General features: G+C 72.5%; 15 protein-coding genes and 1 tRNA gene. 14 read left to right on the top strand and 2 right to left on the bottom strand.

Translation table 11 applies throughout. The features are described 5' to 3' along the window. Window positions 1–238 precede the first annotated feature (238 nt). From ACZ6AQ_RS22050 to ACZ6AQ_RS22000, 11 genes are all read left to right on the top strand, one after another. On the top strand, window positions 239–2,443 hold the full coding sequence (locus ACZ6AQ_RS22050) for an FG-GAP-like repeat-containing protein (RefSeq protein ID WP_468761585.1): 2,205 nt from the start codon (window positions 239–241) through the stop codon (window positions 2,441–2,443). Window positions 2,444–2,823: 380 nt separating this feature from the next. Further along, the gene (locus tag ACZ6AQ_RS22045) at window positions 2,824–5,985 is read left to right on the top strand and encodes an FG-GAP-like repeat-containing protein (RefSeq protein ID WP_468761583.1); all 3,162 of its coding nucleotides are present in this window, start codon (window positions 2,824–2,826) and stop codon (window positions 5,983–5,985) included. A 241-nt stretch (window positions 5,986–6,226) separates the two neighbouring features. Continuing rightward, window positions 6,227–6,300: transfer RNA gene (locus ACZ6AQ_RS22040), tRNA-Lys, on the top strand. A gap of 364 nt (window positions 6,301–6,664) precedes the next feature. Next, entirely contained in the window at window positions 6,665–7,894 is a 1,230-nt protein-coding gene (locus ACZ6AQ_RS22035) for a helix-turn-helix domain-containing protein (RefSeq protein ID WP_468761581.1), read from the top strand. A 118-nt stretch (window positions 7,895–8,012) separates the two neighbouring features. Then, entirely contained in the window at window positions 8,013–8,417 is a 405-nt protein-coding gene (locus ACZ6AQ_RS22030) for a hypothetical protein (RefSeq protein ID WP_468761579.1), read from the top strand. Then, complete coding sequence (locus tag ACZ6AQ_RS22025; protein WP_468761577.1) at window positions 8,414–8,620, top strand: hypothetical protein; 207 nt, start codon at window positions 8,414–8,416, stop codon at window positions 8,618–8,620. The genes ACZ6AQ_RS22030 and ACZ6AQ_RS22025 overlap by 4 nt, the downstream gene beginning before the upstream one ends. Before the next feature lie 214 nt (window positions 8,621–8,834). Further along, window positions 8,835–10,067, top strand: coding sequence for an SIR2 family protein (locus ACZ6AQ_RS22020; protein WP_468761899.1), 1,233 nt, complete (start codon window positions 8,835–8,837; stop codon window positions 10,065–10,067). Window positions 10,068–10,173: 106 nt separating this feature from the next. Beyond that, a complete protein-coding gene (locus tag ACZ6AQ_RS22015) occupies window positions 10,174–11,496 on the top strand; it encodes a UDP-glucose dehydrogenase family protein (protein WP_468761575.1) in 1,323 nt (440 codons plus the stop codon). 25 nt (window positions 11,497–11,521) lie between these two features. After that, complete coding sequence (locus ACZ6AQ_RS22010) at window positions 11,522–11,848, top strand: MazG-like family protein (protein WP_258790188.1); 327 nt, start codon at window positions 11,522–11,524, stop codon at window positions 11,846–11,848. Window positions 11,849–12,523: 675 nt separating this feature from the next. Then, complete coding sequence (locus ACZ6AQ_RS22005) at window positions 12,524–12,928, top strand: hypothetical protein (protein WP_468761573.1); 405 nt, start codon at window positions 12,524–12,526, stop codon at window positions 12,926–12,928. Between the two features lie 427 nt (window positions 12,929–13,355). Beyond that, window positions 13,356–14,897, top strand: coding sequence for a hypothetical protein (locus ACZ6AQ_RS22000; protein WP_468761571.1), 1,542 nt, complete (start codon window positions 13,356–13,358; stop codon window positions 14,895–14,897). Window positions 14,898–14,910: 13 nt separating this feature from the next. Here the strand turns inward: ACZ6AQ_RS22000 and ACZ6AQ_RS21995 are convergent, their stop codons facing one another. Then, complete coding sequence (locus ACZ6AQ_RS21995) at window positions 14,911–16,188, bottom strand: serine/threonine-protein kinase (protein ID WP_468761569.1); 1,278 nt, start codon at window positions 16,186–16,188, stop codon at window positions 14,911–14,913. A gap of 25 nt (window positions 16,189–16,213) precedes the next feature. Next, window positions 16,214–18,196 carry an HsdM family class I SAM-dependent methyltransferase gene (locus tag ACZ6AQ_RS21990; RefSeq protein WP_468761567.1) on the bottom strand — a complete coding sequence of 661 codons (1,983 nt, stop codon included), beginning with the start codon at window positions 18,194–18,196 and terminating at the stop codon, window positions 16,214–16,216. 141 nt (window positions 18,197–18,337) lie between these two features. On the opposite strand from ACZ6AQ_RS21990, the gene ACZ6AQ_RS21985 reads away from it, so the two are divergent. Genes ACZ6AQ_RS21985 through ACZ6AQ_RS21975 form a run of 3 tightly spaced genes read left to right on the top strand, consistent with a single transcriptional unit; the run spans window position 18,338 to window position 24,832 of the window. Next, complete coding sequence (locus ACZ6AQ_RS21985; RefSeq protein WP_468761565.1) at window positions 18,338–20,062, top strand: PD-(D/E)XK nuclease family protein; 1,725 nt, start codon at window positions 18,338–18,340, stop codon at window positions 20,060–20,062. A gap of 1 nt (window position 20,063) precedes the next feature. Beyond that, window positions 20,064–21,257, top strand: coding sequence for a pPIWI_RE_Y domain-containing protein (locus ACZ6AQ_RS21980; protein WP_468761563.1), 1,194 nt, complete (start codon window positions 20,064–20,066; stop codon window positions 21,255–21,257). Then, window positions 21,257–24,832, top strand: a complete 3,576-nt coding sequence (locus ACZ6AQ_RS21975) for a pPIWI_RE_Z domain-containing protein (protein ID WP_468761561.1) — start codon at window positions 21,257–21,259, stop codon at window positions 24,830–24,832. The genes ACZ6AQ_RS21980 and ACZ6AQ_RS21975 overlap by 1 nt, the downstream gene beginning before the upstream one ends. Window position 24,833 lies beyond the last annotated feature (1 nt).

Here is a 24,833-nt window from a genome sequence, read left to right as displayed (position 1 = left end):
ACTCCGGTGCCGTACGGGCCCTGTCCCTTTGCGCGGGACGGGCCGTGCCCCTCCGGGCGGAGCGGTCCGGTCTCTTTGAACGTGTTCGAAAACCTCTTTCTTCCGTCCGCCGGGGCTGTTAGCCTCGCCCTACTTGCACGGGGGGTTCGGCAAGGACGGGGCACGCGAACGGGCGTCGTCGACCGCGGCACGGGGTGCCGCGTCCTCTCCGTGCGCCCATCTCATGCATGGAGACGACGTGAACCACCACGTTCGGCCCCGGAGGGCCACCCTTCGCCGCGTACTCGGCGCCGCGCTCATACCCGTCGTCGGCGTCGGCGTCGCGGCGACCGCCGCCCCCTCCGCCTTCGCCGCCCCGGCCGGCGTCACCGCCGCCGCCCTCGCGGCCCCCGATCCGTGGGCGGCGTCCACGGCGCTGTCGGACGGCACGGCGGACGAGGGCGTGCTCGACCTCGTGACCGCGAAGGACGGCGCGGTCGTCGCCCTCGCCTACCGCGTGGGCGCCGACCGCAAGACGCACGAACTGAGGGCTCTGGTGCGCCCGGCGGGCAGCACGGTCTGGGGAGCGCCGCAGCTCCTCGCCACGACGGCCGGATACCCCCAGGGCACCGGGCTGTCCGTCTCCGCGGACGGCGCCGTCGTCGCGGGGTGGTCGGAAGGGGCCGAGTGGTCCGACACGGGGACGTTCCGGATGTCCGTGCTCGAAGCGGGTGCCACGACCTGGTCCGCAGCCGCCGACGTCCCCACCGGGGGCGCCCGTCACGTCAAGATCGCCGGCTCCCCGTCCGGCAGGCTGGTCGCGGTGTGGAGCAACGCGTCGGGACGTACGAGCGCCCTCTACGTGTCGGTCCGTACGGCGCCCGGCCAGGCATGGTCCGAGCCGGCCCGGCTGAGCGACGACCTGCCGGACATCGAACTGGTCTCCGCGGCGGAGCTGGTCGTCTCGGAGCAGGGCGCGGCGACCGTGGCCTTCGGCCAGTACGGCGCCGAGAAGAGCGAGGTGAAGATCGCCGAACTGCCCGCGGACGGCACGGTCTGGACCACTCCGGTCACCGTCTCGAAGCCGGGCGTCCACGCGAGCAGCCCGTCCCTCGCGCTCGGCAGGGACGGGCGTGCCGTGCTGGTCTGGTCGAACAGCGACACCGCCAACAGCTCGGAGACGACCCAGGTGTTCTCCCAGCGCCCGGCCGGAAGCACGGTCTGGAGCGCCGAGGAGCCGGCCGGCGGCTTCGAATCCGGAACCTGGCGGCAGGTCGTCGTCGGACCCGAGGGCGACGTCACCCTGCTCAGCGTCACGCCCGGGGAGAGCGACGGGTTCGCCGCCCGGACCGTCACCCGGTCCGCCGCGACCGGGACCTGGTCCCCCGTGAAGACCCTCTCCACGGGCTACGTCCCGGACGACCAGTTCGACCTGGCGGTCGGCCCGGACGGCGGCGTCCACGCGATCTGGACGCAGAACATCGGCGACAACCGGAAGGTGATGGCGTCCTCCCGGGTGAACGGCGCCTGGTCCGACGCCCCGACGCCGCTGAGCACCAACACCGAGGGATACGCCCTCGGTCAGGTGACCGCCGACGCGGCCGGGCGGCCCGTCGCCGTGTGGCAGCAGACGGCCGGGGAGCTCGACCAGCTGCGCGCGGCGACCACCGCGCCCGCCCCGGTCGACCCCCCGAAGCCGCTGCCCGCCTGGCGCGACGTCAGCGACGACGGCAGGGGTGACCTGCTCGCCCTCGCCCCGAACGGGACGCTGACCGTGCGGACCGGCACGGGGACCGGGGGGCTCGGCACGGGCGCCTCGGCGGCGGGCTGGCCCGTGACCTCGACGGTGGTGCCGTTCGGGGACCTGTCGGGCGACCGCTGCAACGACCTCCTGGTGAGGGACGCCGCCGGCATCCTGACCCGGTACGACGGCGGCTGCGGCAAGGCGTTCGCGCCGGGCGGGACGCGGCTGGTGCTCGGCGGCGGCTGGAACATGTACAACACCCTCACCGCGCCGGGCGACCTGACGGGCGACGGCCGGACGGACCTCCTCGCGCGCACGCCGGGCGGCGAGCTGTACCTGTACGCGGACGACGGCACGGGCAAGTTCGGTTCGCGGGTGCGGGTCGGCGGCGGCTGGGAGATCTTCAACACGATCACCGGCGTCGGCGACCTGAACGGTGACAAGGTCGGTGACCTGCTCGCCCGGGACACGGCAGGCGTGCTGTGGCGCTACTACGGCACGGGCGAGGGCACGCTGTCCGGCCGGGTGAGGATCGGCGGCGGCTGGCAGGTCTACGACGCGCTCGCGGGCGTCGGCGACTTCACCGGCGACGGCAGGGCGGACCTGGTGGCCCGGGACACGACCGGTGTGCTGTGGCGGTACGAGGGCACCGGTACGGGCGTCTTCGCGGGCCGGACGCAGATCGGCGGCGGCTGGCAGATGTACAAGACGCTGTCCTGACGGCCGGTTCCGGTTCCGGCGCTGACGTCCGGAGCCGGCCCCGGAACCGGAACCGGAACCGGAATCGACGGTCGGCACCGTCCCCGACGACCGGGTCCGGGGCCGACGTCCGGGGCCGGAACCGGAGGCCGGGGCCGGTACGGGGCGGAATCCCCTCCGTACCGGCCCCGGCCCCCGTCCCGTACCGCTTCCGCTCCTGCGCCGCCCCCTGTCCCGTACCGCTTCCGCTCCTGCGCCGCCCCCCGTTTCGCATCCCTGTGCGACCGGCTACGCTCAGCCGGTCGATGCGGGCGGGGAGCGCGGGCCGGGAGCCCGGCGGACACCCGCCCCCGCACCCGAAACACGCACCACACATCAGGCTGCCCCGGGGAGGGACCTCTTTGCCTCGTTCCGCACGCGCGCGACACACCCGTGCGCGTATCACCGTCCTCGCCACCGCGCTCCTCGCGTCCGGCGTGGTCCTCCATCCCGTCACGACCGCGCAGGCGGCACCCGCGGCGGACGCCGACCGGATGGACGTCGCGCCCAACTGGCGGGCCGTGCCCCGGCAGGTGGCCGTCGCCGCGGTCGGCCCCACGGGCTACGCGCACGAGACGGAGGACCCCCACCGGTCGTACGGCGGGGAGTTGGAGTGGACGGACTTCACCGACCCCGCGAAGAGCTTCTCCCTGGGGTACGGCAAGGGAGCCCTGCCCTTCGCGCAGTCGGGCACCGGCGGGCGCCACCTGTACGTCCAGCCCGGCGTCGGCCTCCACGCCCTGCACGACCTGGAGACCGGTACCGAGCGGCCGTTCGTGGTGCCGCAGGGCGCGGCTTACCTCGGGCTGTTCGGCGAGACGCTGCTCTTCCGGGAGGGCCCCTCCGCGACGGACCCGGACCGGCCGGTCGGGTACTACCTGACGCGCGCCGACGACCCGGACGGGGCCCGCACGCCCGTCACGGGCTGGCCCGAGCAGGCCGACCTGGACCAGGCGCGGATCACGGCCGGCGACGCCTCCACCGCCGTGTTCCAGTTCGCCCGCTTCCCCGAGTCGGTCGGCTACGGCTACTCCGACCTCGGCCTCGTCGACCTGCGTACCGGCCGGATGACCGTGATCCAGACGCCCGTCGCGCACGCCCTCGAACCGGTCGGGCCCGTGACCCTGAGCCCCGAACGGCTCGCCTGGGTGGACCGGAACCGCACGGTGCACCTGAGGGACCGCTCCGACCCGACCGGCGCCGAGCGGACCTTCCCGCTGCCCGAGGGCCTGGGCACCGAGCGCATCGGCCTCGTGGGCGACTGGGTCCTCGCCCTGGGCGACTTCTCCGGCACGGGCTCCGTCCTGCGGCGGAAGCTCGTCGCGCTGCACCCCGACGGGCGCGCGCAGCACCTCCTGGACATGGCCGAGGAGGAGCTGAACCAGATACCCGGCGGCGGCGTGGCCGTCGCCGGCGGCTCCTCGTCCGCCGACTGGGCGCTCCTCAAGGTGCTCCCGGGCAAGGGCGACGGCGCCCCGGTCCTGGAGAAGCTGCGCCGGATCGAACCGCTGCCGGCCACCGTCGACTCGCTGGCCCTGGGCGGGGGCCACCTCTCCACCCTGGAGACGAACACCTCCAAGGGGCTCGGCCTGTACGGCCGGACGCTGCCGGTCGGCCCCGTGCGCACCGGGTCCCCGGAGCCCGTGTGGGCCGGTGCCGAGCGGGGCTACCTGGGGAACAACCCCACCCCGCTCTTCGCCACCGGCGACGGCCGCACGGTCTACGTCGCGGGAGGCGCCGACGCCCGGAAGGAGGTCGTCGCCCGCGCCTCCTCCGGCCGGGAGGTCCGCATCCCCACCAGGAGGTTCGAGGGCCGGATCGCCGACGCCGCCGGCCGCTGGGCCGTCTTCCACGAGGGCCGTACGAGCGCCCCCGGCCAGATCACGTCCGGCGCGATGCTCGTCCTCGACCTGGACGCCGGGACCACCGTCGTCACCCGGACCTCCCAGACGGCGGCCGCCCTGTGGGGCGACACCCTGTACGAGGCCACGGCCGTTCCCGGCGAGGTCGTCCGCACCGACCTGGCCACCGGCAAGGCGCTCGCCAAGGTCGCCACCGGCGCCGAATGCCGGGCGACGGAACTCCAGGTGACCGGCCACTGGCTGTACTGGGCCTGCTCCCAGTTCCTCCAGCAGGGCGTGGTCGACCTGAACACGGGCGTGCCGGTCAAGCTGGACAAGGGCCCCCTCTCAGGCGCCCTGCTCGGCGACGGCTACCTCGTGCAGCAGAGCACCTCGTACGGGTCCCACCTCGACCTCGTCGACTTCCACACGGGCACGGCGGCCCCGGCCCGCCCGCTCCCCGGCTCCTCCCAGGTCGTGTCGGGCGACAGCCGCCGCACGTCCTGGACGGTGGACCGCTTCGGCGGCGGCGTCGCGTACAAGGACCCCGACCACCTCACCCACGTGGTGTGGCCGGGCGTGCCCACCTCCGACCTCACCGTCGCCTCGGCGAGCGCGCCGGCGGCGATGCGTCCGCAGGACGGCTGGAAGGCGTCCTGGACGCTCTCCAAGCCGGCGGCGATCTGGCGGCTCACGATCCGCGAGCGGTACAGCGGCGCGACGGTCCGCGAGTTCGGGGCCGACGAGACCCGGAACCGGATCGACGTGGCCTGGGACGGACGGACGGCGGCGGGCAGGACCGTGCCGAACGGCCGGTACGTCTGGGAGCTGACGGCGGGCGCGGCGGACGGTCTGGGCCGGGACCTGACGGCCTCGGGAACGATCACGGCCACCGGCGGCACGCCCGTGTGGCGGGACCTGGCCGGGAACGACGGCCTCGGTGACCTGCTGGTCTCGGACGCGGCGGGCCTGGTGTCGATGTACCGGGGCAACGGGACCGGCGGTCTGTCGGCGCGGGTCGCCGGCACGGGCACCGCGTTCCCCGCCGCGACCGTCCTGGTGCCGTACGGCGACGTGGACGGCGACGGGTGCGCGGACGTGCTCGCCCGCGTGGGCGACCGGCTGCGCGCCTACCGGCCGGGCTGCGACAAGGTCGTCTCCGCCTCCTCGCCGTACACGGAGCTCGGCGCGGGCTGGGGACAGTACGACGCGCTGACCTCGCCGGGGGACCTGGACGGGGACGGACGCACGGACCTGGTGGTCCGCCAGACGTCCACGGGAGACGTGTACTTCTACGGGGGCACGGCCGACCACCGGCTGAAGGCCCGCGTGCGGATCGGGACCAACTGGAAGCTGTACACGAAGCTCGTGGGTGTCGGTGACCTGAACGGCGACGGGCGGGGCGACCTGCTCGGCGTGGACGCCTCGGGCGTGCTCTGGAAGTACCACGGCACGGCGACCGGCGGCGTGACGGCCCGGACGAAGGTCGGCGGCGGCTGGGGCGTCTACTCGGCCCTGGCCGGGACCGGCGACCTGAACGGCGACGGCCGCGCGGACCTGGTCGCCCGCGACACCACGGGCAAGCTCTACGCCTACTACTCCACCGGCTCCGCCGCCACCCCCTACGGGGGCCGCGTCCTCATCGGCACCGGCGGCTGGAACACCTTCACGTCCCTCTTCTGACCCGCCTCCGGGGCCCGGTCCGTGCGATCGGGCCCCGGGGCGGTGTCCGGGAGGGCCAGGGCGGTGTCCGGGAGGACCGGGACGGCGTCCGGGAGGACCGGGACGGGGTTCCCGGGAGGGCCTGGGGACGCCCGGGAGGACCGGGGGCGGCGCGCGGAGAGGCGCGCGGCGCGACCGGTGTCGGATACCCGATCGGCTCCGGGGATCACTCGGGCTATGCTGCACGGGTGTGCTTGTCCACGGGCCGTTAGCTCAATTGGTCAGAGCAGCGGACTTTTAATCCGTTGGTTGTGGGTTCGAGTCCCACACGGCCTACGTGTGGCGGGGGAGGGGAAACCCTCCGGCCCGCAGGGGAGCGCCCCGATCGGCTTCGGCCGGGCGGGGCGCTCCGTCGTTTCCGAGGGCGGCCCCGGCGTCTACCCGGAGCACCCCGGCCCTTCGGGCGTACGGAAGCGGGGGCGCCCCGCGACACCACACCCGCGCAGGGCGGACCCCGAGGCGTCCTGATCGGGCAGACGAGGTGCCGGCCCTTCCACGGACGGCCGCCCGTCGCGGCACCGGGCGGCTCCGCGAGTGCCTCACGGCCGAGCCGCGTCCTCGGTACCGTGCTGGTGACGAACTCTGCACGGACAGACCGGCGCACCCCGCACGGACGTCCGACGGTTGGGGAGGTGTCCTGATGCTGGAGGAAGCCGAGGAGATCGGTCGGCGCGTTCGCAGGGCGAGGCTGCGGCTCGGGATGCCGCAGGCCGACCTGGCGACGGCCCTGGGCAAGTCGCAGGGCTGGGTGTCGAAGATGGAGCGGGGCCTGATCGAGCTGGACCGGGTCGGGCTGCTCAACCAGGTGGCCGCCGAGCTGCACGTCCATCCGAACGACCTGATCGGGCGCCCGTACAGCAGCTCCCCTGACGACAACCAGTGGCAGGTCGCCGCCTCCTCGATCCTGCGCGAGCTACGCCGCTACGACCTCGCCCCCGTCTTCGACGGTACGCCCCGGCCGGCACCGCAGTTGTGGCGGGAGGTGACGCGGCTGCACCGGCTGCGGGACACCGCCTCCAACGTGGCGATCCTCCGCATCCTGCCCGACCTGTTCCGCGAGGCCCGGGCCCTGGCGGAGGTCTCGGAGGGGCACGGGCGGGAGGAGGCGTACGCGATCTACGCGGTGTGCTGCAAGTTCGCCCACACCGCCGCCCACTCCCTCGGCCACCCCGAGCTGGTGGCGATGGCCTGCGAGCGGGCCGCGTGGTCGGCGCGCCTTTCCGGTGACCCGGTGCTGCCGGCGGTCGCGGACTGGATGCGGGTCTGGGACATGTGGGCGACGGCCGACTGGGCGGACGCGCTGACCCTCTCGGACAAGGCGATCGGATCGGTGCAGCAGGCGTACGAGGACGGTGACCCGCTGGCCGTACGGGCCTGGGGAACCCTCCAGCTCCGGGCGGCGGTCTCGGCCGCCCGTGCCGGCCGCGCCTCGGAGGCGGAGGACCGGATCGGGTACGCGAAGGACGCCGCCGAGCGAATGGACGCGTACGCCGGGGCGCCGGTGTACGACCGGCACTCGCTGACGTTCTCCGCCGGGAACGTGCAGATCCACGCGATCAGCGTCGCCCTGGAGATGGGCGAGCAGGGCAGGGCCCTTGAGATCAACCGCCGCACCAGCCCCGAGCTGGTCGGGGCGCTGCCCCACTCCCGCCAGGGCCACCACCACATGGACATCGCGCGGGCGTGGCTGTGGGACGGCAACCGGGACAAGGCCCTCGGCGAGCTGGAACGGGCCGAGCGGATCGCACCCCAGCTCGTACGGAACCACCCCATCGCCCGTTCGACGCTCCGCGGCATCGTCTATTCCGAGCGGACCGCCACGCGCGAGAAGCTTCGGCGCATGTCCGACCGCTTCCACCTGGACGGATAGGGGCGGACGGGAGGCGGACAGGGGTCGTATTCCTCCGGCTCATATTCAGGGGCTCTCCCGTCCCTACCTTCGGGACATGACCGGACGACTTCTTCCCCATCTCCCCTCGCAGGGAGCCGTGTTAGGGGCAGCGGCTCCCTTCCTCCCCCAGCTCGGAGACCTCGCCGCCGACACCGACCGGGACGGCCGTGTCGGCGTCGTGGTCGCGCTGCCGGGCGAGGGTTCCGCCACGACCTACCACCTGCGTCCGCCCGGCGGCGGGCCCGCCTGGGCCGCGCCGGCGGACGGTACGACGCTGCGCCCGGTACCGGCGCGGGCTACCCACGCGACGCTGACGCCCGGCCGCGACGCGATCTACGACCCGCGCGCCCGCCAGGGCTCGGTGCCCGTCGAGTTCCACTTCGAGGACGGCTCGACCTGCGAGGCGGCCCTCGTCCTCACCTCGGTGGAGCTGGAGCGGTTGTACGCGCAGACCAGCCGCCTCCTCGACACGCACGAGAACGCGCTGGGCGGCACCTCGTGAGCGGGACCCATCGCCGTCAGGCGCGGTCTGCCACCCTCGTACGGAGTGATCGGTTCGCGCTCGCGTTCCTGGCCCTCGCCGGTCTGGTGGGGTCGGCCTGGGCCCTTCGCGACCAGGCCGTCCAGCTCATCGGCGACATGAGTCACCGGCCCGCCGTCGCGGCTCCGGACGCGAGCCTGCCCCACCTCGCCCCCGGCCGCTGAGACCCGCCTCCGGCCACTGAGATCGCTCCTGCGCCCGAGCCGCCTCCCCGTGCCCGGCCGCCGGAGCCCTCCACGCCGCCCTCCCGTCCGGGCGGCGCGCAGGAAACCGCCCCGCTCCCGTGCGGCCCCCGTGGCTTCGGCTGCCGGGGGCGGGGCGGCTCGTACCTCTCGCACGGTCCTGGAACATCCACGCGTGATTCCCCAGGGAGGGTTCGTGGACATCCCGTACATCGTCGTCGACCAGCTCGACCCCGATCAGCAGCAGATCTGGAAGACGTACTTCGGCGACGCCGACCGCCCCCGCTACGTCGAGGAGGGCATCTGGCGCCGCACCCAGGAGAAGGCCACCGCTGGCCAGTCCGGCTGGGCGGACTCCGGGGACGCCCGGCGGCGGATCATCCACTACCGGTACCGGTACGGCCTGGTGCCGACGACCGCCGCCCCGGCGATCGGCCTGACCGACCTGTACCTCTACCACTCCGCGTCCGCCCCGGCCGGGGAGATCACCGCCCACCACGACGCCCTGCGGGCCTCGCTCGCCGTCGGCGGCTGGAAGACGGCGCCGGGCGGTGCCTTCTGGACGCGCCGGGACCTGAGGTGCCGGATCACCGAGCACGACGTCCACCCGCAGGACGCCGCCGCCGGACGCGCGCTCCCGGACGGCTACCGGACGCTCGACGTGCGGATCACCTCCGCCGCGTACGCGCCCCCGCCCTCGGTCCGGCAGCTCCCGTGGAACGTGCTGTCCACCGGGATCCGGGTCAAGGACCGGCCGGGGGCGGCCACGCGGATACCGGACCTGTCCGTGCTCGGGGACCTTCGGCCGTTCCAGGTGGAGATCGGCTGCGGTACGTCGGTCGAGGCGGGCATCCCGCCCCTGCACCGGCTCCACGAGATCTACCGGGTCACCGACCGGCAGGGCCACGAGCCGCGCGAGCACCGCTTCACCCTCTCCCCGGCCGCGGACACCCTGCTGCACGAGGTGCTGACCGAGCCGGAGGAGAAGACGGCGGAGTTCGTGGAGATGTTCCGCGCCTGCTTCCTGGCCGAGCCGACCCCGGCCCTGTGGGCGCTGAAGGAACTGAAGGACGCCGGCCACCTCGTCGGGCCGGTCATCACTCACAACTTCGACGTCCTGGCCGCCCGCGCCGGGCTCGACGAGTGCTTCGTGCGCCGGTACGACCAGGCCGTGCCCGACGTCGAGTGGGCCGACGGCGTCAAGGCCCTCCTGGTGGTCGGCCTGCACGCCGACCGGCGCAGGGTCCAGGCCCGTGCCCGCGAACGCGGAATGAAGGTCGTCCACCTGGACCCGGAAGGCTTCTGGCACGACGGCGCGTTCCTGCCGTACCCGCTGGAAGGGCCCCAGGACGGTGACCTGGTGTGCCGGGCGACCGCCGCCGAGGCGCTACCCGCGCTCGTCAACCTCCTGAAGCAGAAGACCGGTTGATTCACCTGCACGAAGAGGGTCGCGCCGGGTGCGGGCGCTAGCGTGACGCACCCGGCCGGCCCGGACTCCCCGGGTGGGCGAGAACAGGGAAAGGAGCGTCGGCCCCATGCGCGTATCCGTCATCGGCTGCGGCCACCTGGGCATCCCGCACGCCGCTGCCATGGCCGAGATCGGCCACGAGGTCATCGGCGTGGACCTGGACCAGGCGAGGATCGACCGACTCAACGCCGGCGAGAGCCCCATCTACGAGGAGGGGCTGCCCGAACTCCTCGCCGCCCACACCGCCTCCGGGCGGCTGCGCTTCACCACAAGCCTGGTCGAGGCCGCCGAGTTCGCCGACGTCCACTTCCTCGCCGTGGGCACTCCGATCGACGCCGACGGACGGAGCTACGACACCGGCCAGGTCTTCGGCGCCGCCCGCGCCCTCGCTCCGCACCTGACCCGCCCGACCGTCATCATCGGCAAGTCGACGGTCACCGTCGGCACCACCCGCGACCTCGCCGCCCTCCTCGCCCGGCTCTCCCCGGCCGGCGAGGAGGTGCAGGTCGTCTGGAACCCCGAGTTCCTGCGCGAGGGCCACGCCATCGACGACACCCTGCGGCCCGACCGGATCGTCGTCGGCGTCCCCTCGCCCCGCGCGGAGGACGCCGTACGCGAGGTCTACGCGCCCCTCCTGGCGAACGGCATCCCGCTGTTCGTCACCGACCCCGCCACCGCCGAACTCATCAAGGGCGCCGCCAATGCCTACCTCGGCATGAAGATCTCCTTCATCAACGGCGTCGCCGACATGTGCGCCGCGGCCGGAGCCGACGTCCAGCAGCTCACCGAGGCCATCGGCCTCGACCCGCGCATCGGCCGCGGCGGCCTGAACGCCGGACCCGGTTACGGCGGCGGCTGCCTCCCCAAAGACGTCCGCGCCTTCACCGCCTCCGCCCGCACCCTCGGTGCCATCGAGGCCGCGACCCTCCTGCGGGCTGCCGAAGAGGTCAACGAGTCCCGCCCCACCGCCGCCCTGAAGCTCATCGAGCAGACCCTCGGACGGCCGGTCGACGGCGTCCGCGTCACCGTCTGGGGCGCCTCCTTCAAGGCCGGCACCGACGACGTCCGCGAATCCCCCGCCCTGGCGGTGGCCGCCCTGATGCACCAGCGCGGCGCCACCGTCACCGTCCACGACCCCCACGCCGTGCACACCGCGCTGCGCCGCAACCCCGAACTCGACTACGCCGACACCCTCGACGACTCCGTCCGGGACGCCGAGCTGATCGTCCTGGCCACCGAGTGGCCCCACTTCCGCGAGGCCGACCCCAAAGCCCTCGCTCCCCTGGTCGCGGACCCGGTCCTCGTCGACCTCCGCAACCTCATCGACGCCGACGCCTGGCGCATGGCCGGATGGACCGTGCGCCAGCTCGGACGCCCCGCCCAGGAATAACCGCCCTAGCAACCGGAGGTCCACCGTGGACACCCTGTGGGACGACATCGAGAAGCTCTCCGCCGTCTGCCGAGCGGCCGGCGCCCACCTGCCCGACGAGGAGCTCAAGAGCCTCCAGGTCGGCAAGGTCGCCGAGGAGGCCGGCGAGGCCATGCACGCCCTCCACGGCCTGAAGGGCCTCACCACCTGCGGCGACGACCACGCCTGGCCCGAGGTCCAGAACGACCTCGTCGGCGCCGTCATCGCCGCCCTCCTGGCCATGCACTACATCGACCCCACGGGCGCCCGAGCCACCTTCGACGAGATCTTCCACCGGCGGACGCGCAGGGGACGGGAGGCGGCTGCGGCCTGACCGCTCGCTCACGTCGGCCGGTGACCAAGCCCTTCAAAGGAACTGTCACCGGTCGACGTGGACTCGGGTCACGCAGCAGTGGTATCGCCGTTTCGCAGGTCGAGCTTCATCATGGCAAAAAGCAATGGCAGCGCTCACCTCTTCGGGCAATGGCGCAATCAGACGCAGAGTTTCCTTACAGCGAGAGTGGTCGACCTAGCCACCGTTCACCGAGATCACGTCCAAAGACGGCACCGGTAACGGTCCATCGAGTGAGTGTCGAACCGAGCGGACCCGGCCTCCGCATGGCTGCGAGACACCAGGGCTTCCCACAGCACACAGAGGTGGGCTTGCACGATGCGTGTTCGCGTGATTACAGTCCCGCCCGAGCGACCCGCCCGGTGTCCGACACCATGGCGGCATGGCCCGCTCGGTCCTCAGGTTCCGAGCCGTCGTGTCGTCTTGCCGCGCTCCTCGGGAATGAGGCTGCTCACCGCCTCCTCCCCAGGGCCGGATGGTGTGCGGTCCGCGCGGCACCAGAGGTCTGTGGATTTCTTTCCCGCCCCAGACCGACACGGGTGGAGGTCGGCGGTCGGGTACGCCCGCGTTCTCTCGCTCTGTCCGACACACCCGTGGTCGGGCAAGCCAGGCGCCAACGCCGATGAGACATCGGCCGACCCAGCGGAGCGCGGTCCCGTGACGGAGACGACCAACACCTTCTTCATCCCCCTCGACCAGGCACAGGTCAGCCTTGTGACCGCCGTGTTGCACCAAGCGGCCCGGGATTGCCGGGCCGTTGACGTGCCCGGCATCCCGACGGACGACCGCTCGGTGGTCACCCTCGGCCGTATGGCGGCGCGGTGGGCAGCTATCTCGGAGCGCGAGGAGCACTGTGATGTCGTCAACGTCCACGGCGAGCGGCTGTACAGTATCCCGCTCACCCTGGAGGGGTGGTACCAGGTGCGGGCAGCGCTCAGCGAATACGCCGCACGTCTGACTCGGGCTGCGGGCAACCCGCCGTCCCCGCGCGAGAACCACAGGCAGGCGACACGGGCGTTGCTTCTCGTGGACCGCATCACGGAGGTCATCGCCCATGGCTGAGGATCCTGCGAGCCCGGACGGAGTGGTGGAAGAGGAAGTGGTCCCGGGGTGGCAGCCCGCACCTTGGACGCTGCCCCGCACAGCGGCGGTCGACAACCTCGCCGCCGCCCTGCGCGGGCACGGACTCACGGAGGGCGGGGTGCGCGCGATGGCCCGGGCCGCTGTGCGTCCGGACGACATGCGACGGAGACTTGCGGACCCCGCCGAACTGAGGGTTCAGGGCGGGACCTTGTTGATCGCGGAGACGCGGCTGTGGTCGGCGACCGTACTGCCCCATCCCGCGAACCCCCGGGAGTACGGGCACCGCCAGTACGCCCTGTCGGGCCTGGGAACGCGACGGCCCACGCTGGTAGAACCACGGTCGGCCCCGGGTGACGCCGCTGGGTTGGAGATGCACGCCGAGACGCCGTCCAGGCTTGCCCAACGCTTGGAGGACGCGAAGGGGCGGCTGGTTCGGGACAACCCTCTGGCCCAGGACATCGCCGTCGAGGGGGTTCTCCAGCCGCTGACCGTGGTACCCCTGACGGTGGTGCACGAGAACGGTCATCCCGACTGCGCGCTGCTTATCGCGGCCGACGGGTCGAGCCGGATCAGCGCGGTGCACGAACTCCTCGACTACCAGCCGTCGAAGATCGCGTACGAGTGGGGTGCCGACGACCGGAAGCTTCGTGGTGAGATCAGCCGCTGGGCCCGGCTGGTGCGGAAGCAGGGGTGGCCAGAGCTCACCGAGGACGAGCGGAGCAAGGTGCGTGCGCTCAGCGTTCCCGCCCGCGTAGTCGTCGGGTTTCGTCCCGACACCCGCACGGGACAGATGTTCCACACGGCGGTACGCAACTTCATCGGCCTCACCCACATCCGTCCGCCGCGCCCCTACGGGCCGGCCGTGGAGAACGAGGCGAAGGCGGACGCCGTCCTCGACAGCCTCGCCGAGCCGGGACGGTCCGCCACAGCCCACATCACGGAGACGGAGAAGCGCTGGTTCTCCGGAACCATCTCCCGGGAGGAGGTGAAGGCGGCCGGGCTGAACCATGAACTGGACATCCGTGCGGAAGAGATCGTCCGCTCGCTGCTGGGCGGCGGGGTCAGGACCGCGCGCCGGGTCAACGAGGGCATCCGGTCCCTGACCGCGAAGCAGCGGCCGAAGCGGGAGGAGCGCGTCGATGTCGCCGTGGAGCTGATTCTGCGCCCGGTGCGCACCGGATTGAGCGACGACGCCAAGTTCGTCCGTCCGCGGCGCGCGGTGCTCCAGCGCGCGTACCGGCTGCCGGAGATCGAGGAACTGCGAGCCGAGGTGCGGTGGGAGGGGCCCGGAGCGGGCGACCGAGCCCTGGAGAAGCTGCGTGACGCGGCCCTGGCCGAAGCGGACCAGGGCCTGGGCGACAGCGGCAGACTCGGCCCCGCGCAGACCGAACTCGCGGTGAAGGCGGCCTACCACATGGCGATGGCCGAGCCGATGGCCCTGCAGCGCGAGGTTTTCGGCGGCGGGGAGGAGGAGGACGACCGAGGGGCCGCGACGGTGCTGCGGGCCATGCTGTCCCGGCGGCGCGGAATCCTCCAGGCATACGAGGTCGTCCGGGCAGGACGGGCGGGCGAACGCCTCCACGAGGTGGACGAGAGCGGCAGCCCCCTGCTCACGAGCGAGGGCCGGCCGCGGGTCCTCACGGACGCACTGGTGCGCCACGCCTACAGCGGCGGGCCGGTGCCGCTCGAAGACTCCCGGGTGGGTGGCAAGGCCGCCTCCGTGAGCTGGGCGTGTGTGCGGGAGAGCGTCGACAGGCTGCGCAGGGACGTGGATGGGATGGCGGGTGTGCCCGTGGAGGAGGGCGGGCCGAGCTTCGTCGCCCAAGAGGGCTGGGACCCCCCTCAGGTGAAAGAGGTACGGGACGCTCTCGACCGCGTCAGCCGCAGGATCGCGGGGTGGGCGGACCGGGCTGAGGAGCGGGCCGAGGCCGTGGCGGCGGAGTCGTGACCGCCCGGCCCCGTCAGCCGCATCGAGCGATGCCCTCCTCCGCCCGGGTCCGGTACACCTCCAGTCCGTCCACATCGGCGGTGTCCTGCCGGATCGCCGTGTAGAGGTCTCTGGCCGCCTCGCGGTCGACCTGGGCGAGCAGGGCCTCGGCCAGGTCGAAGCGGAGGTCCAGCACTTCGTGGGCGCGCAGGCCGTACTGATCCGCCAGGTCCGGCAGGCGTTCCCTGAGCAGGTCGACCGCCTTCGCCGGCTCCGTCCCGAGCAGGCGTCGCACCTCGTGGTGGAGGTCCTTGGCGTCGGCCCTCGGTCGGTACGTGCGGGAAACGGTGCCGGGCAGCTCTACCCGAGGTCCGGTCAGCGGCACCTCCTCGGGTGCGAACGGCAGGCGGAAGGGACGGGTGGGGTCCGGGAAGACATAGTCGTCCGGCGGGGCGTCACCGTTGGCGGGCAGGTAGACACGGAGGATCTCGTTGACCTCGTCCGCGCTGGCGGGGCGGTCCGCCGGGTCCTTGGCGAGCAGCCGGTCGACGAGGTCCAGTACCGCTTCTGGCAGCCCCTCGCGCAACCCGCCCAGTGCGTCGGGGGTGACGGTGGTGTGCATGTGGCGGAGCACGAACTCGTCGTCCTGAAGAAAGACCGGGCGGTCCGCGAGCATCTTGTACAGCAGGCAACCCAGGGCGTAGAGGTCGGACCTTCCGGTGACCTGTTTGCCCTCGTACTGCTCGGGCGACATGTACCCGGGACTTCCCGGATTCCTTCCCGTTCTGGTCAGCTTAGTGTCAATGGCGGCGCCCTCCACCCGGGCGATGCCGAAGTCCAAGACCTTGGTGTGGCCCTGTTCGGAGACCATCACGTTGGAGGGCTTCAGGTCGCGGTGCACGATGCCCGCGCGATGGGCCGCCGCGAGGACGGAGCAGATGGGCACGATGATGCTGGCGGCCACGGAGAGTTCGAGCGGCCCGCACTCCTCCATCAGTTCGTCCAGGGTCGAGCCCTGGACGAGTTCCATGACGAGGTAGAAGTGTCCGTGTTCCTCTCCGACGTCGTAGACCGACGCCACCTCGGTGTTCGTGAATCGTGCCGCTACCCCGGCCTCCTGCTGGAAGCGCTTCAGCATCTCGTCCCGGCCCTGGAGGGTCAGGGCCGCAGCGGGGTTCGCGAACTTCACCGCGACCACGCGACTGAGCCTCACGTCGTACGCCCGCCAGACCATCCCCATGCCACCGGCACGCAGGGGTCCGTCGAGCCGGTAGCGGGAGTTCAGGACGTGACCCTGCCGAATCTCAAACATGCCGTCGGCCTCTTCCCACGGCGCCTCAGCCCCGCCTGTCGTCGTCGATCGGGTCTGCCAGCCCGGCGGCCAGCGCGTCCGCCAGGCGGCGGGCGACGCGGCGACCGTGTTCGGCGGCCTCGTCCAGAAGTTCGTCGAGCCGCGCGATGTCCCGGAAGGCCCGACCGATCCGTTGCTGCTCGGCCGGCTCCCGGACCGGGAGGAAGACACGCCCCGGATCGAGGCGGCTCGGCCGCCCGGTGGTTCCCGTCGAGCTTCCGGAGCGTCCTGCCCCGGGTCCTCCGGTCAGCGCTCCGGCCAGGAACCAGGAGTCCAGTGACTCCTGTTCGGGACGCAGGACGGTGATGCCTTGGCCGGCCGCGGCACCGTACTCCTGCGGAACCGCAGGACGCGCGCCCTGCGGTGAGCCGGCGAACACCAGGACGTCCCCCTCGCGGATGCGCTCGGTCTCGGGGGCGTACGTCCAGCGGCCCGGCGGCGTGTGGGACTGCCCGTCGATCAGGCTGAGGAGCGGGACCCGCGCTTCCACCCCGTCGGACGCTTCCCTGGCGGAGGAGCCGCGCCACATCCGCAGGGCACCGGAGCGGGTGAGGTCCTCCAGCGAGACGAGCACCTGCGGGTCGGCCACCGGGACCTCCCTCACCGTGGGGAGGACGTCCGTCAATCCGGCCAGCGTCCGGCGCCAGCGGGTCCGGTCCTCCTCCAGCTGTGCCGGATCGAAGGTCTCACCGGGGTCCGTGCGGACGTGGCGCGCGGGGGTGATATCCACTTCCTGGTCGAGGAGTTCGATGACGGGGACCGCGCTGGAGACGGCCGGGTCGAGCTCCGCTCCCGTCCGGAAGCGCCGCCACGCCTCGGTCACGGCGGTGTGTACGGCCTTCCAGTCCGTGCCGGCGGCATGGTTCTCCGGAGCCGCTTCGATCAGCGGTTCGGCATCGACGAAGAGTACGTCGGGGGAGGAGGGCTCGTTGCTCGGCCGAGCGATCCAGAGATGGGTTCCCAGGGAGTGGGTGGAGGCGGAGCCGGACGGCAGGGCCACGACCGCGCGCAGTGCCCCGCGTCGCACCAGCTCGGCTCGGATGCGGCGGCCCGAGGGCCTGGCCGCTGCCGCGGCGGGCATCAGGAAGACCGCGCTGCCGCCGCCGTCCAGATGGGCCAGGGCATGCTGGACCCAGGCGAGTTCGGGCTCCCCCTTCGGGGGCAGACCGTAGGTCCACCGGTTGTCGTACCCCAGCTTCGAGCGGCCCCAGTCCCGCTGGCCGGACGGGAGGTTGCAGACGATGCCCCGCACCCGTGCGGCGTCGTGGGCGTCCTCCAGGAGGGAATCGCCCGTGACCACGGTGACGTCGTGGTGCCCGTGGAGCCGCAGTCGCACATCCGCGACCTCGGCGAGGTCGGGCTGGACCTCCTGACCGAGCAGGGAGACGGCGCCGTTCTCCGCGGCCTGGAGCAGGAGTCCGCCCGTCCCGCACGCGGGGTCCAGCACGGAGTCGGGAGCCGCGCCGTCTGCGGAGCTGGCCAGGGCGCACATCAGTGACGCCACCGGGACGGGGGTCACCTCCACCTGGCGGGCATGCGCCTCCGTCCAGCGGCTGAGCAGCGCTTCGAACGCTTCGGCCGCGCCGAGCCGATCTCCGAGCGCGTCGACATGGACGCCCAGGTCCATGGGCAGGCCGGCGGCGTCCGCCTCCGTCCGGCCGGAGTGCCGGGGCGGCTCCTCGCCGAGCAGGCGGAACCCGACCGCGGCGAGTATTCCGCCGGGCCGTCCCGGGTCCCGCAGGGCGTTCATGGCCCGCCACACCTCGTCGACCGGCGAGAGGTGCACCGGCCGACCGTGGGCTTCGAGCCAATCCACCACTTCCGGCAGGGAGAACTGCGGACTCGCCGCCGTACCGCCCACAGGAGTGGGAAACTCCGCGTACCTCCGGCGCCAGTTGCTCACCGCCGCCGGCCCGACCCCGGCGATACGGGCGATCTCGGTCGCGGTGACCGTGGCCCCGTTCGTCATGGTGTTCCTCCTCGCAGGACGCCTCTCAAGAATCATAGCCCTCGTGAGTGTTGATTCAAGTCACTCGAAAGAGTGCGTTGACTCCTTTCACAAAAAAGTGCTCCCATGGGAACCCCTCAAGGTCGATGCCCTGGAGATCGCATGACTGTGTGGACGCCACCCCGTGAGAGCACGTGGACCAGCGGACTGATCCGCGTGTTCGCGGGATCTTTCCTCCGCCCGAACGCCCATGGCAGTTGCCCCTACAAGGGGGCGCTGAAGGCCCGAACCGGGATCAAGCTGGCCCAGGGCCCGCTCCCCGGGTACAAGGCCGACCCTCGGGAGGGCTTCAACCTCGGGCCGCTCGGGGAGACGCTCGACCTGATCGAGTACGAGGACGTCGACCCCGAGGAAGCCCTCCGCAGGGCCCTGGCAGCCACCCGAGAACGCCCCCGGGCCGATCCGGGACTCGCCTCCTGGACCCGCTCCGCCCTCGACCGCTACCTGGAGAACAGCCCCCCGGGCCTGCGGCCGGTCCCCTACTCCTGGGTGCTCGTCACCCGGCTCAAGAAACCCGACGGCCGCGGTGCCCGGCGCTACGAACAGTGCGTCTGGGGACGCCCGTACGCCTCGGCGGACGGCCGGGTGCGCGAACTGCGCGTACCGGTCGCCAGGGGACTGGGCGGGCCGGACCGGGAAGCCGTGGAGCGCGTCGGACACGCCGAACGGGCCGACCTCGCGGCGGCCGCGCAGGTCGTGGCCTTCGGTGAGCCGCACCGCTTACCGGACCGCTTCCACTGGAGCGATGCGGCCCGGCCCGTGCGGGACGTCGGCGAAGCGGCCCGACGAAAGCCCGAAGAGGTGAGGATCACCGAGGTGAGCTGCCTCGACGGCGAACGGCGCGAGGTGCTCTCCGAAGGTCCCGAGGACGTGGCCCGGCGCTATACCGCCCACGGCCTCCCGAGGTTGACCGCCGCCGTCTCCGCCGGCACCTTCCTCCCCGGCCACGACTGCGAGGACTGCAAATACGCGCCCAGCTGCCCCGCTCTGCCCCGCCTCGGTGGCCTCCTGGACATCAAGGAGCGGAACCGGCCGCGCCGCACGTGGTCGGTCACCAACGGGCGTTCGTACGCCGGCCGTCCGGACCGCGACGAGAGCTGCCCCGCCAGGGAGCGGCTGCGCCGGCTCCGGCTGCCGGACCCCGAGGCCCGCGCCCTCACCCCGCACGTCGTCCGCGGCCACGCCGTGCACGCCTGGATCCAGCAGTGCCACGAGGCCCACCCCGGACTCGCCTGCCGCCCCGACGACGCCCCCGACGGCCGGGCCCCCTGGTCGGCGGGACGCTGGACGGTCCCATCCGACCAGGCGGATCTCGGCGCGCGGATGATCGCCGCGCACGCCCGTCACTGCCCGTACGGACTCTCCACCGTCAGCGAACTGGTCCACGAACGCACCCTCGTGGTGCACGACACCGACGCCGACGTGGTGGTGCTCGCCAAGACCGACACGCTCTACCTCGACGGCTCCTCCTGGGTCTACCGGGAGACGAAGACGGACGCCCGGCGAGACCCTCCGCCGGAAACCGATGTCCTGCGCGAACGGCCGCAACTCGCGCTCGCCGTCCTGCTCAGCACCAGCCCGGTCGTCGGTGAGGACGTCTCCGCCGCGCGGGTGGAGCTGGAGGTCCTCGGACCGCGTGGCGCCCGGCTCACCGTCATCGACCCCTTCGACGCCGAGATCCGCACCTCGGCACGCCGGGTCGTGCGGTCCCTGGCCTCCGACTGGCACGCGGACACCACCGCGGTCGCCCGCCCGGGCCCCCACTGCCGGACCTGCGAGATGTCCGTCTGGTGCCGTCCCGGCCTTCCCGACCCGACGAAAGGCTGAGATGAACCCCGACCGGACAGTCCGCACGGCCCGATGGTCGGAAGCGGACGGCGTACTCCTGCTCCGGAGCGTCGCCACCGCCATGGTCCGCCTCAGCGAGGCAGGCGACCCGGGGACGGCGTCCGCCGTGCCGTACCCCGAGGAGGCGCAGCGGGCCCTGAACGCCACGGTCCTCACCTGCCTGCTGCTCAAGGCACGCCCCCCGGAGAGTCTTCCCGAACTCGCCGAATGGGCGGCGCGCCGTCCGCTGGACCGTTGGCCCGTCACGCTGCCGCCGGACGTGGTGCCGCCGGAGGCCCGGCTCCTCGACGAGGCCACCCGCCAGCCGACCCAGATCTGCTACGAATGGGCTGTGGACGCGGAGGACTCCGCGGCCCGGTACTCCGGGCAGCACCACATGAGTGTCGTGGCCCAGCGCTGCCGCGAGGAGAAGTACCCGGAGGCGTACCGGGCCTTCCGCCTCCTGCTGGTGCGGCGGCCCGTACTGACCCACCGTGAACTGGCCACCCTCCCCGCGGCGGCGAGCAGCGACCTGGGTTCGCTCGGCGACCTGCTGTACGACGTCTACCAGCCGGCACCGGCCGGCCACCTCGACCGGGAACGACGCAGCTACGTCTCCTGCAAGCGCTGTCACGGCCTGCTGCACCCCACGACCGGTGGCGGGCTGTGGTGCGAGCAGCGGCGGTGCCGCGAGACCGGCACCGTCCGACGCGGACGCGAATACCGGGCCGACGAAGGCGGCGGAGTCCAGTTGCTGATCAGGCCGTTGCGCCAGTGGGTGTCGGCGCCCGGCCTCATGGAGAAGCGGCTGGCCGACCAACTGACGGACATCGGGGCGGAGGTCGAACTGTGGCCCGGCTTCGGCGCGTACGGCATGCGCGTCCGGTTCCCCGGCGGCACGATCCTGGCCGTCGACTGCAAGGACTGGGCGAGCCCGGCACTGCTGGGACGCAGGGCCACCCCGCCACCGCCCGACCCCCCGTACGACCGCTGCCTATGGGTGATACCGGCCGGCAGGCTCCGCGATCACCCCGGCTTTCGGACGGTTTTCGAGCGCTACCGGCCGTCCGCGTCGCCGGAACTCGTGACCGACCGGGAGCTGCTCCGCACCGCGCGGCGACTGGTCGCCGCCCGCCGCCCGTACGAGGACATCGCCCCGGTCGCGCCCGGGGAAGCACCGGAGGGACTGTTCTGATGCGTGACCGCAGCTCCTGGTTCGCCGAGCTCTCCCCCCGCGTCCGCGCCGCTTGGCCCAAGGACCGCGGCCCGATCCGAGCGACCCGCCTCTTCCGGGTGGAGCTGGGGCTCTACCTGCTGGAACGCCTCTGCCCCGGCGAGCCGGCCCGCGCCGCGTGGACGGTCCTCGGAGGCTATCCCTTCGCCCTGGTCGGGGGCCGGACACCGGAGCGGGAGAGGATGCTCCGGGTCGCACGGCACCTGCTGTGGATGCTCCGGCGCCCCCGCACCTGGGAACGCGCGCTGCGGCAGTACGCGTCCTTCCCCGCCGAGGTGCGCGGCTACCTGATCAGCGACCACGACGCACCTGCCCAACGGCAGGAACCGGCCATCGCCTCCGATCGCTGGAGGACGTACGAACGAGCCCTCACCGCCGCTCCCCCCTTCCACCTGAGACAGCGGCTGAAGATCGCCGGGCTTGGAAGATCCTACCGCTTCCCGCAGGGCAAGCTCCTCACCTCCGTCCGGCTGCCCGAACACCTCCCGGTCGGCGCCGCCCGGCCGCACGGCCTCCTGCGCCCTCCCGGCGTGGGGCTCCCGATCGAGACGACCTGGGACGAGTTGCTGGCGACCGCCGCGTGGATGGACGAGCGGCTGGGGATCACCGACCCGCGCAAGACCTGGCACAACCGGGTACAGCGAGTCGAACTGGACGTGCTCGATTCCGGAGGAACGGCCTACCGGCCGAGCCGGAAACTGTCCGTCGCCGGTCTCTTCCACCTGGTGGGCATGGTCGGCGCCGGCAAGAGCACACTGCGGGACGTGCTCACCGTCCAGGTCGTCCGGCAAGGACGGAAGGTGACCATTGTCGTGGGGGACGTCGCCGAACAGCTGACGCTGGTGGCCCTCTTCGGTGCGCTGGAACTGAAGGTCGCTCCCGTGCTGGGGTCCTCCACCCGGGCCCGGAACACCCAGCGCATGCACCGCAGGCTCGCGGGCGCCGGCGCGACGTCTCTGCTCGGCCACGAAGCCAGGCACTTCACCTATCTGAGCACCGCCTGTCCGCTCGACGCCCTGCGTGGTACCGAGGCACACCAGCCCCTGGACATTCTCGAATCGCCCTGCACCCGCCTGTACCCGGCGGACCCGCGAACGGCTGTGCAGGAGCCGACCGGGACGGACGCGCCGACCCCGGAACCACCGACCGGGCCGACCGCCGACGGGCCCGGCGAGACGGGCACCGGCCGGTCGGACACCGGGTACGGCTGCCCCCTGTGGTCGGGGTGCCCTCGGCAACGCGGCGCCCACGACCTGGTCGACGCGGACATCTGGGTGGCCAACCCCGCCAGCCTCCTCTACGGACTGGCCCCCCGGCACCAGAACCGGGAGCGGGCCCGGTTCCTGGAGATCGCGTGCGTTCGGAGCGACCTGATCATCGTGGACGAGGCCGATCGCGTACAGATGCAGCTCGACTCGATGTTCGTACCCTCCGCCACTCTCGTCGGACGGTCCCCGGACTCCTGGCTCGACGAACTGCAGGCCCACACGACCGACGAGTTCGCCCGGAACGGGCGCCTGCAACTGTCGGACACGGACGTGGACCGCTGGTCTTCCGCCCTGACCGCGTCGGTCGCCGCTACCAACCGGCTGTACTCGATGCTGATGCGCCACCCCAGGCTCCGTGCCTGGGTGCAGGCCGACTACTTCAGCACCTGGACCCTCCAGCAGAAACTGGTCGAGGACTGGTTCCGGGACCGCTCCGCCCTTGACGGCCGCAACGCCCAGGACGAGGCCGACGACGAGACGGACGACGAATTCGAGGAAGAACCCTCCGAGGAGGACGACCCGGACGACCCCGACACCCACGGCACTGGAGAGGGTGAGGAGCCGGCGGACCCGGACGACGCACGTCGGACCGCGGTCATGGAGGTGCTGGACGCCTTCCGCGACGAGCCCCTCGGGGGCGTCCATCCCGACTCCTCCGAACTCGCCGAGCTGGTGGGCCTCGCCCACGACCTGCTGCACACCCTGGACGAGGACCGCACCCGTGCCAGGGCCGAAGCCGCACTGCGGCGACTGTCCGGGATCGCTCCCTCCTCCGCAGACGAACTCCTCGACGAGACCATGCGGTTCGAGTTCACCCTGCTGCTCGGGGTACTCCAGCAGCGCCTCGACGTCCTCACCGAGCTGTGGCCGACGGTGGAGGCCGCACTCAACCTGGAATCGACGGACAACCAGCTGTCCCGCCGGCCCCCGCTCGACTACGGCCCCCTCGTCCCGGAGTCGCCGATGGGCAACATCCTCGGATTCCAGTTCCTCACCGAGGAGCCGGACGCCGTACCGGGCTCCGGCAGCGCCGTGCTCCGCTTCTTCCGCTGCGCCGGAGTGGGACGCTCGTTGTTGACCTCACTGCACGAGGTGTCCTCGCTCGACGGTGCCCCGCCGGCCAACGTCCTCCTGATGTCGGGGACCAGCTGGGCGGGCACCGCGGTGGGCGCCCACGTGATGGTGCCGGTCCACGCCATCCTGAAATCCTCCACCAAGGAACGCGGCGCGCTGCGCCGCACCTCCTTCCGGAAGATCTTCATCCCGGGGCCCGACGGGAAACCCCTCCACCTGTCCGGCATGCGGCCCGACCGCCGGCCCAAGGTCCTGGAGTTGATGCTCGAAGGTCTCGCCCGGCCCCGGGGAGACCAGCTCCAGAGCGACTTCGAACAGGAACTGAACCTGATCGGGAGCGCCAGGAGGAAGCGCCTGCTGGTGCTCGTCGGCTCGTACGAGGAGGCCCGCCGGGGCTTCCAGCTCCTCGACACCATCCCCCGCTGGAAGGGAAAGGTGCGCCGGCTGATCGCGGACGACGCGGAGCTGGAGATCTCCTTCGGCGGGGCCACGCCGGGAGATCCGTCCACGGTCACCGAGCCAGGGACGCTGCGGCGGGGCGACGTCTCCTCCTTCGGCTCCATGGACGCCGAGATCCTCATCGCACCGCTCATGTCCGTGGAACGCGGGCACAACATCCTGAACGATGCCGGACAGGCGGCGATCGGCTCGGTCTTCTTCCTGGCCCGGCCCCACCCCCGACCGCACGACATCGGCCTGGCGGTCCAGGGCATCAACAGCTGGGTGACCCGCTTGGTGGCCGATGGCGGATTCGACGAGCTGGTCTCCTCGGCTCCGGACCTCGACCGGGCCGGACGCGCCTTTCGCCGGGAGGCGCGCATCCGGTGGCGCCACCTGCTCACCCGGAAGATGGCCTGGCGGCACCTGAACGACGAGGACAAGGCCGCTTTCACCTGGGACCGGCTGGTCGTGATGTGGCAGGTGATCGGGCGGCTGGTGCGGGGCGGGGTCCCGGCCCGGGTCGTCTTCGTGGATTCCCGCTTCGCCGAACGCGAGGCCGCCGGCCTGGGGCCCGACACCTTCCGCACCGGACTGCTCGCCAGCATGGTTCACGTCCTCGCCCCGTACTTCGACGACGACGGGCCGCTCCCCCTCGACCAGCGGCAGCTGGTACAGACCCTTTACGAGCCCCTCTACCTGGCACTCAAGAACATCCCCACCCACCGGCCGGACGCGCCGCGCCGCACGGCATGAG

Source organism: Streptomyces sp. NPDC041191 (genome assembly GCF_055591945.1).
Note: the sequence above shows the minus strand (reverse complement) of the source record. Positions and strands in the feature narration are given on the sequence as shown.

Coding starts and splice junctions, on each gene's coding strand:
- ACZ6AQ_RS21995 (WP_468761569.1), bottom strand. CDS start 16,188: ATGTTTGAGATTCGGCAGGGTCACGTCCTGAACTCCCGCTACCGGCTC.
- ACZ6AQ_RS22035 (WP_468761581.1), top strand. CDS start 6,665: ATGCTGGAGGAAGCCGAGGAGATCGGTCGGCGCGTTCGCAGGGCGAGG.
- ACZ6AQ_RS21980 (WP_468761563.1), top strand. CDS start 20,064: ATGAACCCCGACCGGACAGTCCGCACGGCCCGATGGTCGGAAGCGGAC.
- ACZ6AQ_RS22015 (WP_468761575.1), top strand. CDS start 10,174: ATGCGCGTATCCGTCATCGGCTGCGGCCACCTGGGCATCCCGCACGCC.
- ACZ6AQ_RS21985 (WP_468761565.1), top strand. CDS start 18,338: ATGACTGTGTGGACGCCACCCCGTGAGAGCACGTGGACCAGCGGACTG.
- ACZ6AQ_RS21990 (WP_468761567.1), bottom strand. CDS start 18,196: ATGACGAACGGGGCCACGGTCACCGCGACCGAGATCGCCCGTATCGCC.
- ACZ6AQ_RS21975 (WP_468761561.1), top strand. CDS start 21,257: ATGCGTGACCGCAGCTCCTGGTTCGCCGAGCTCTCCCCCCGCGTCCGC.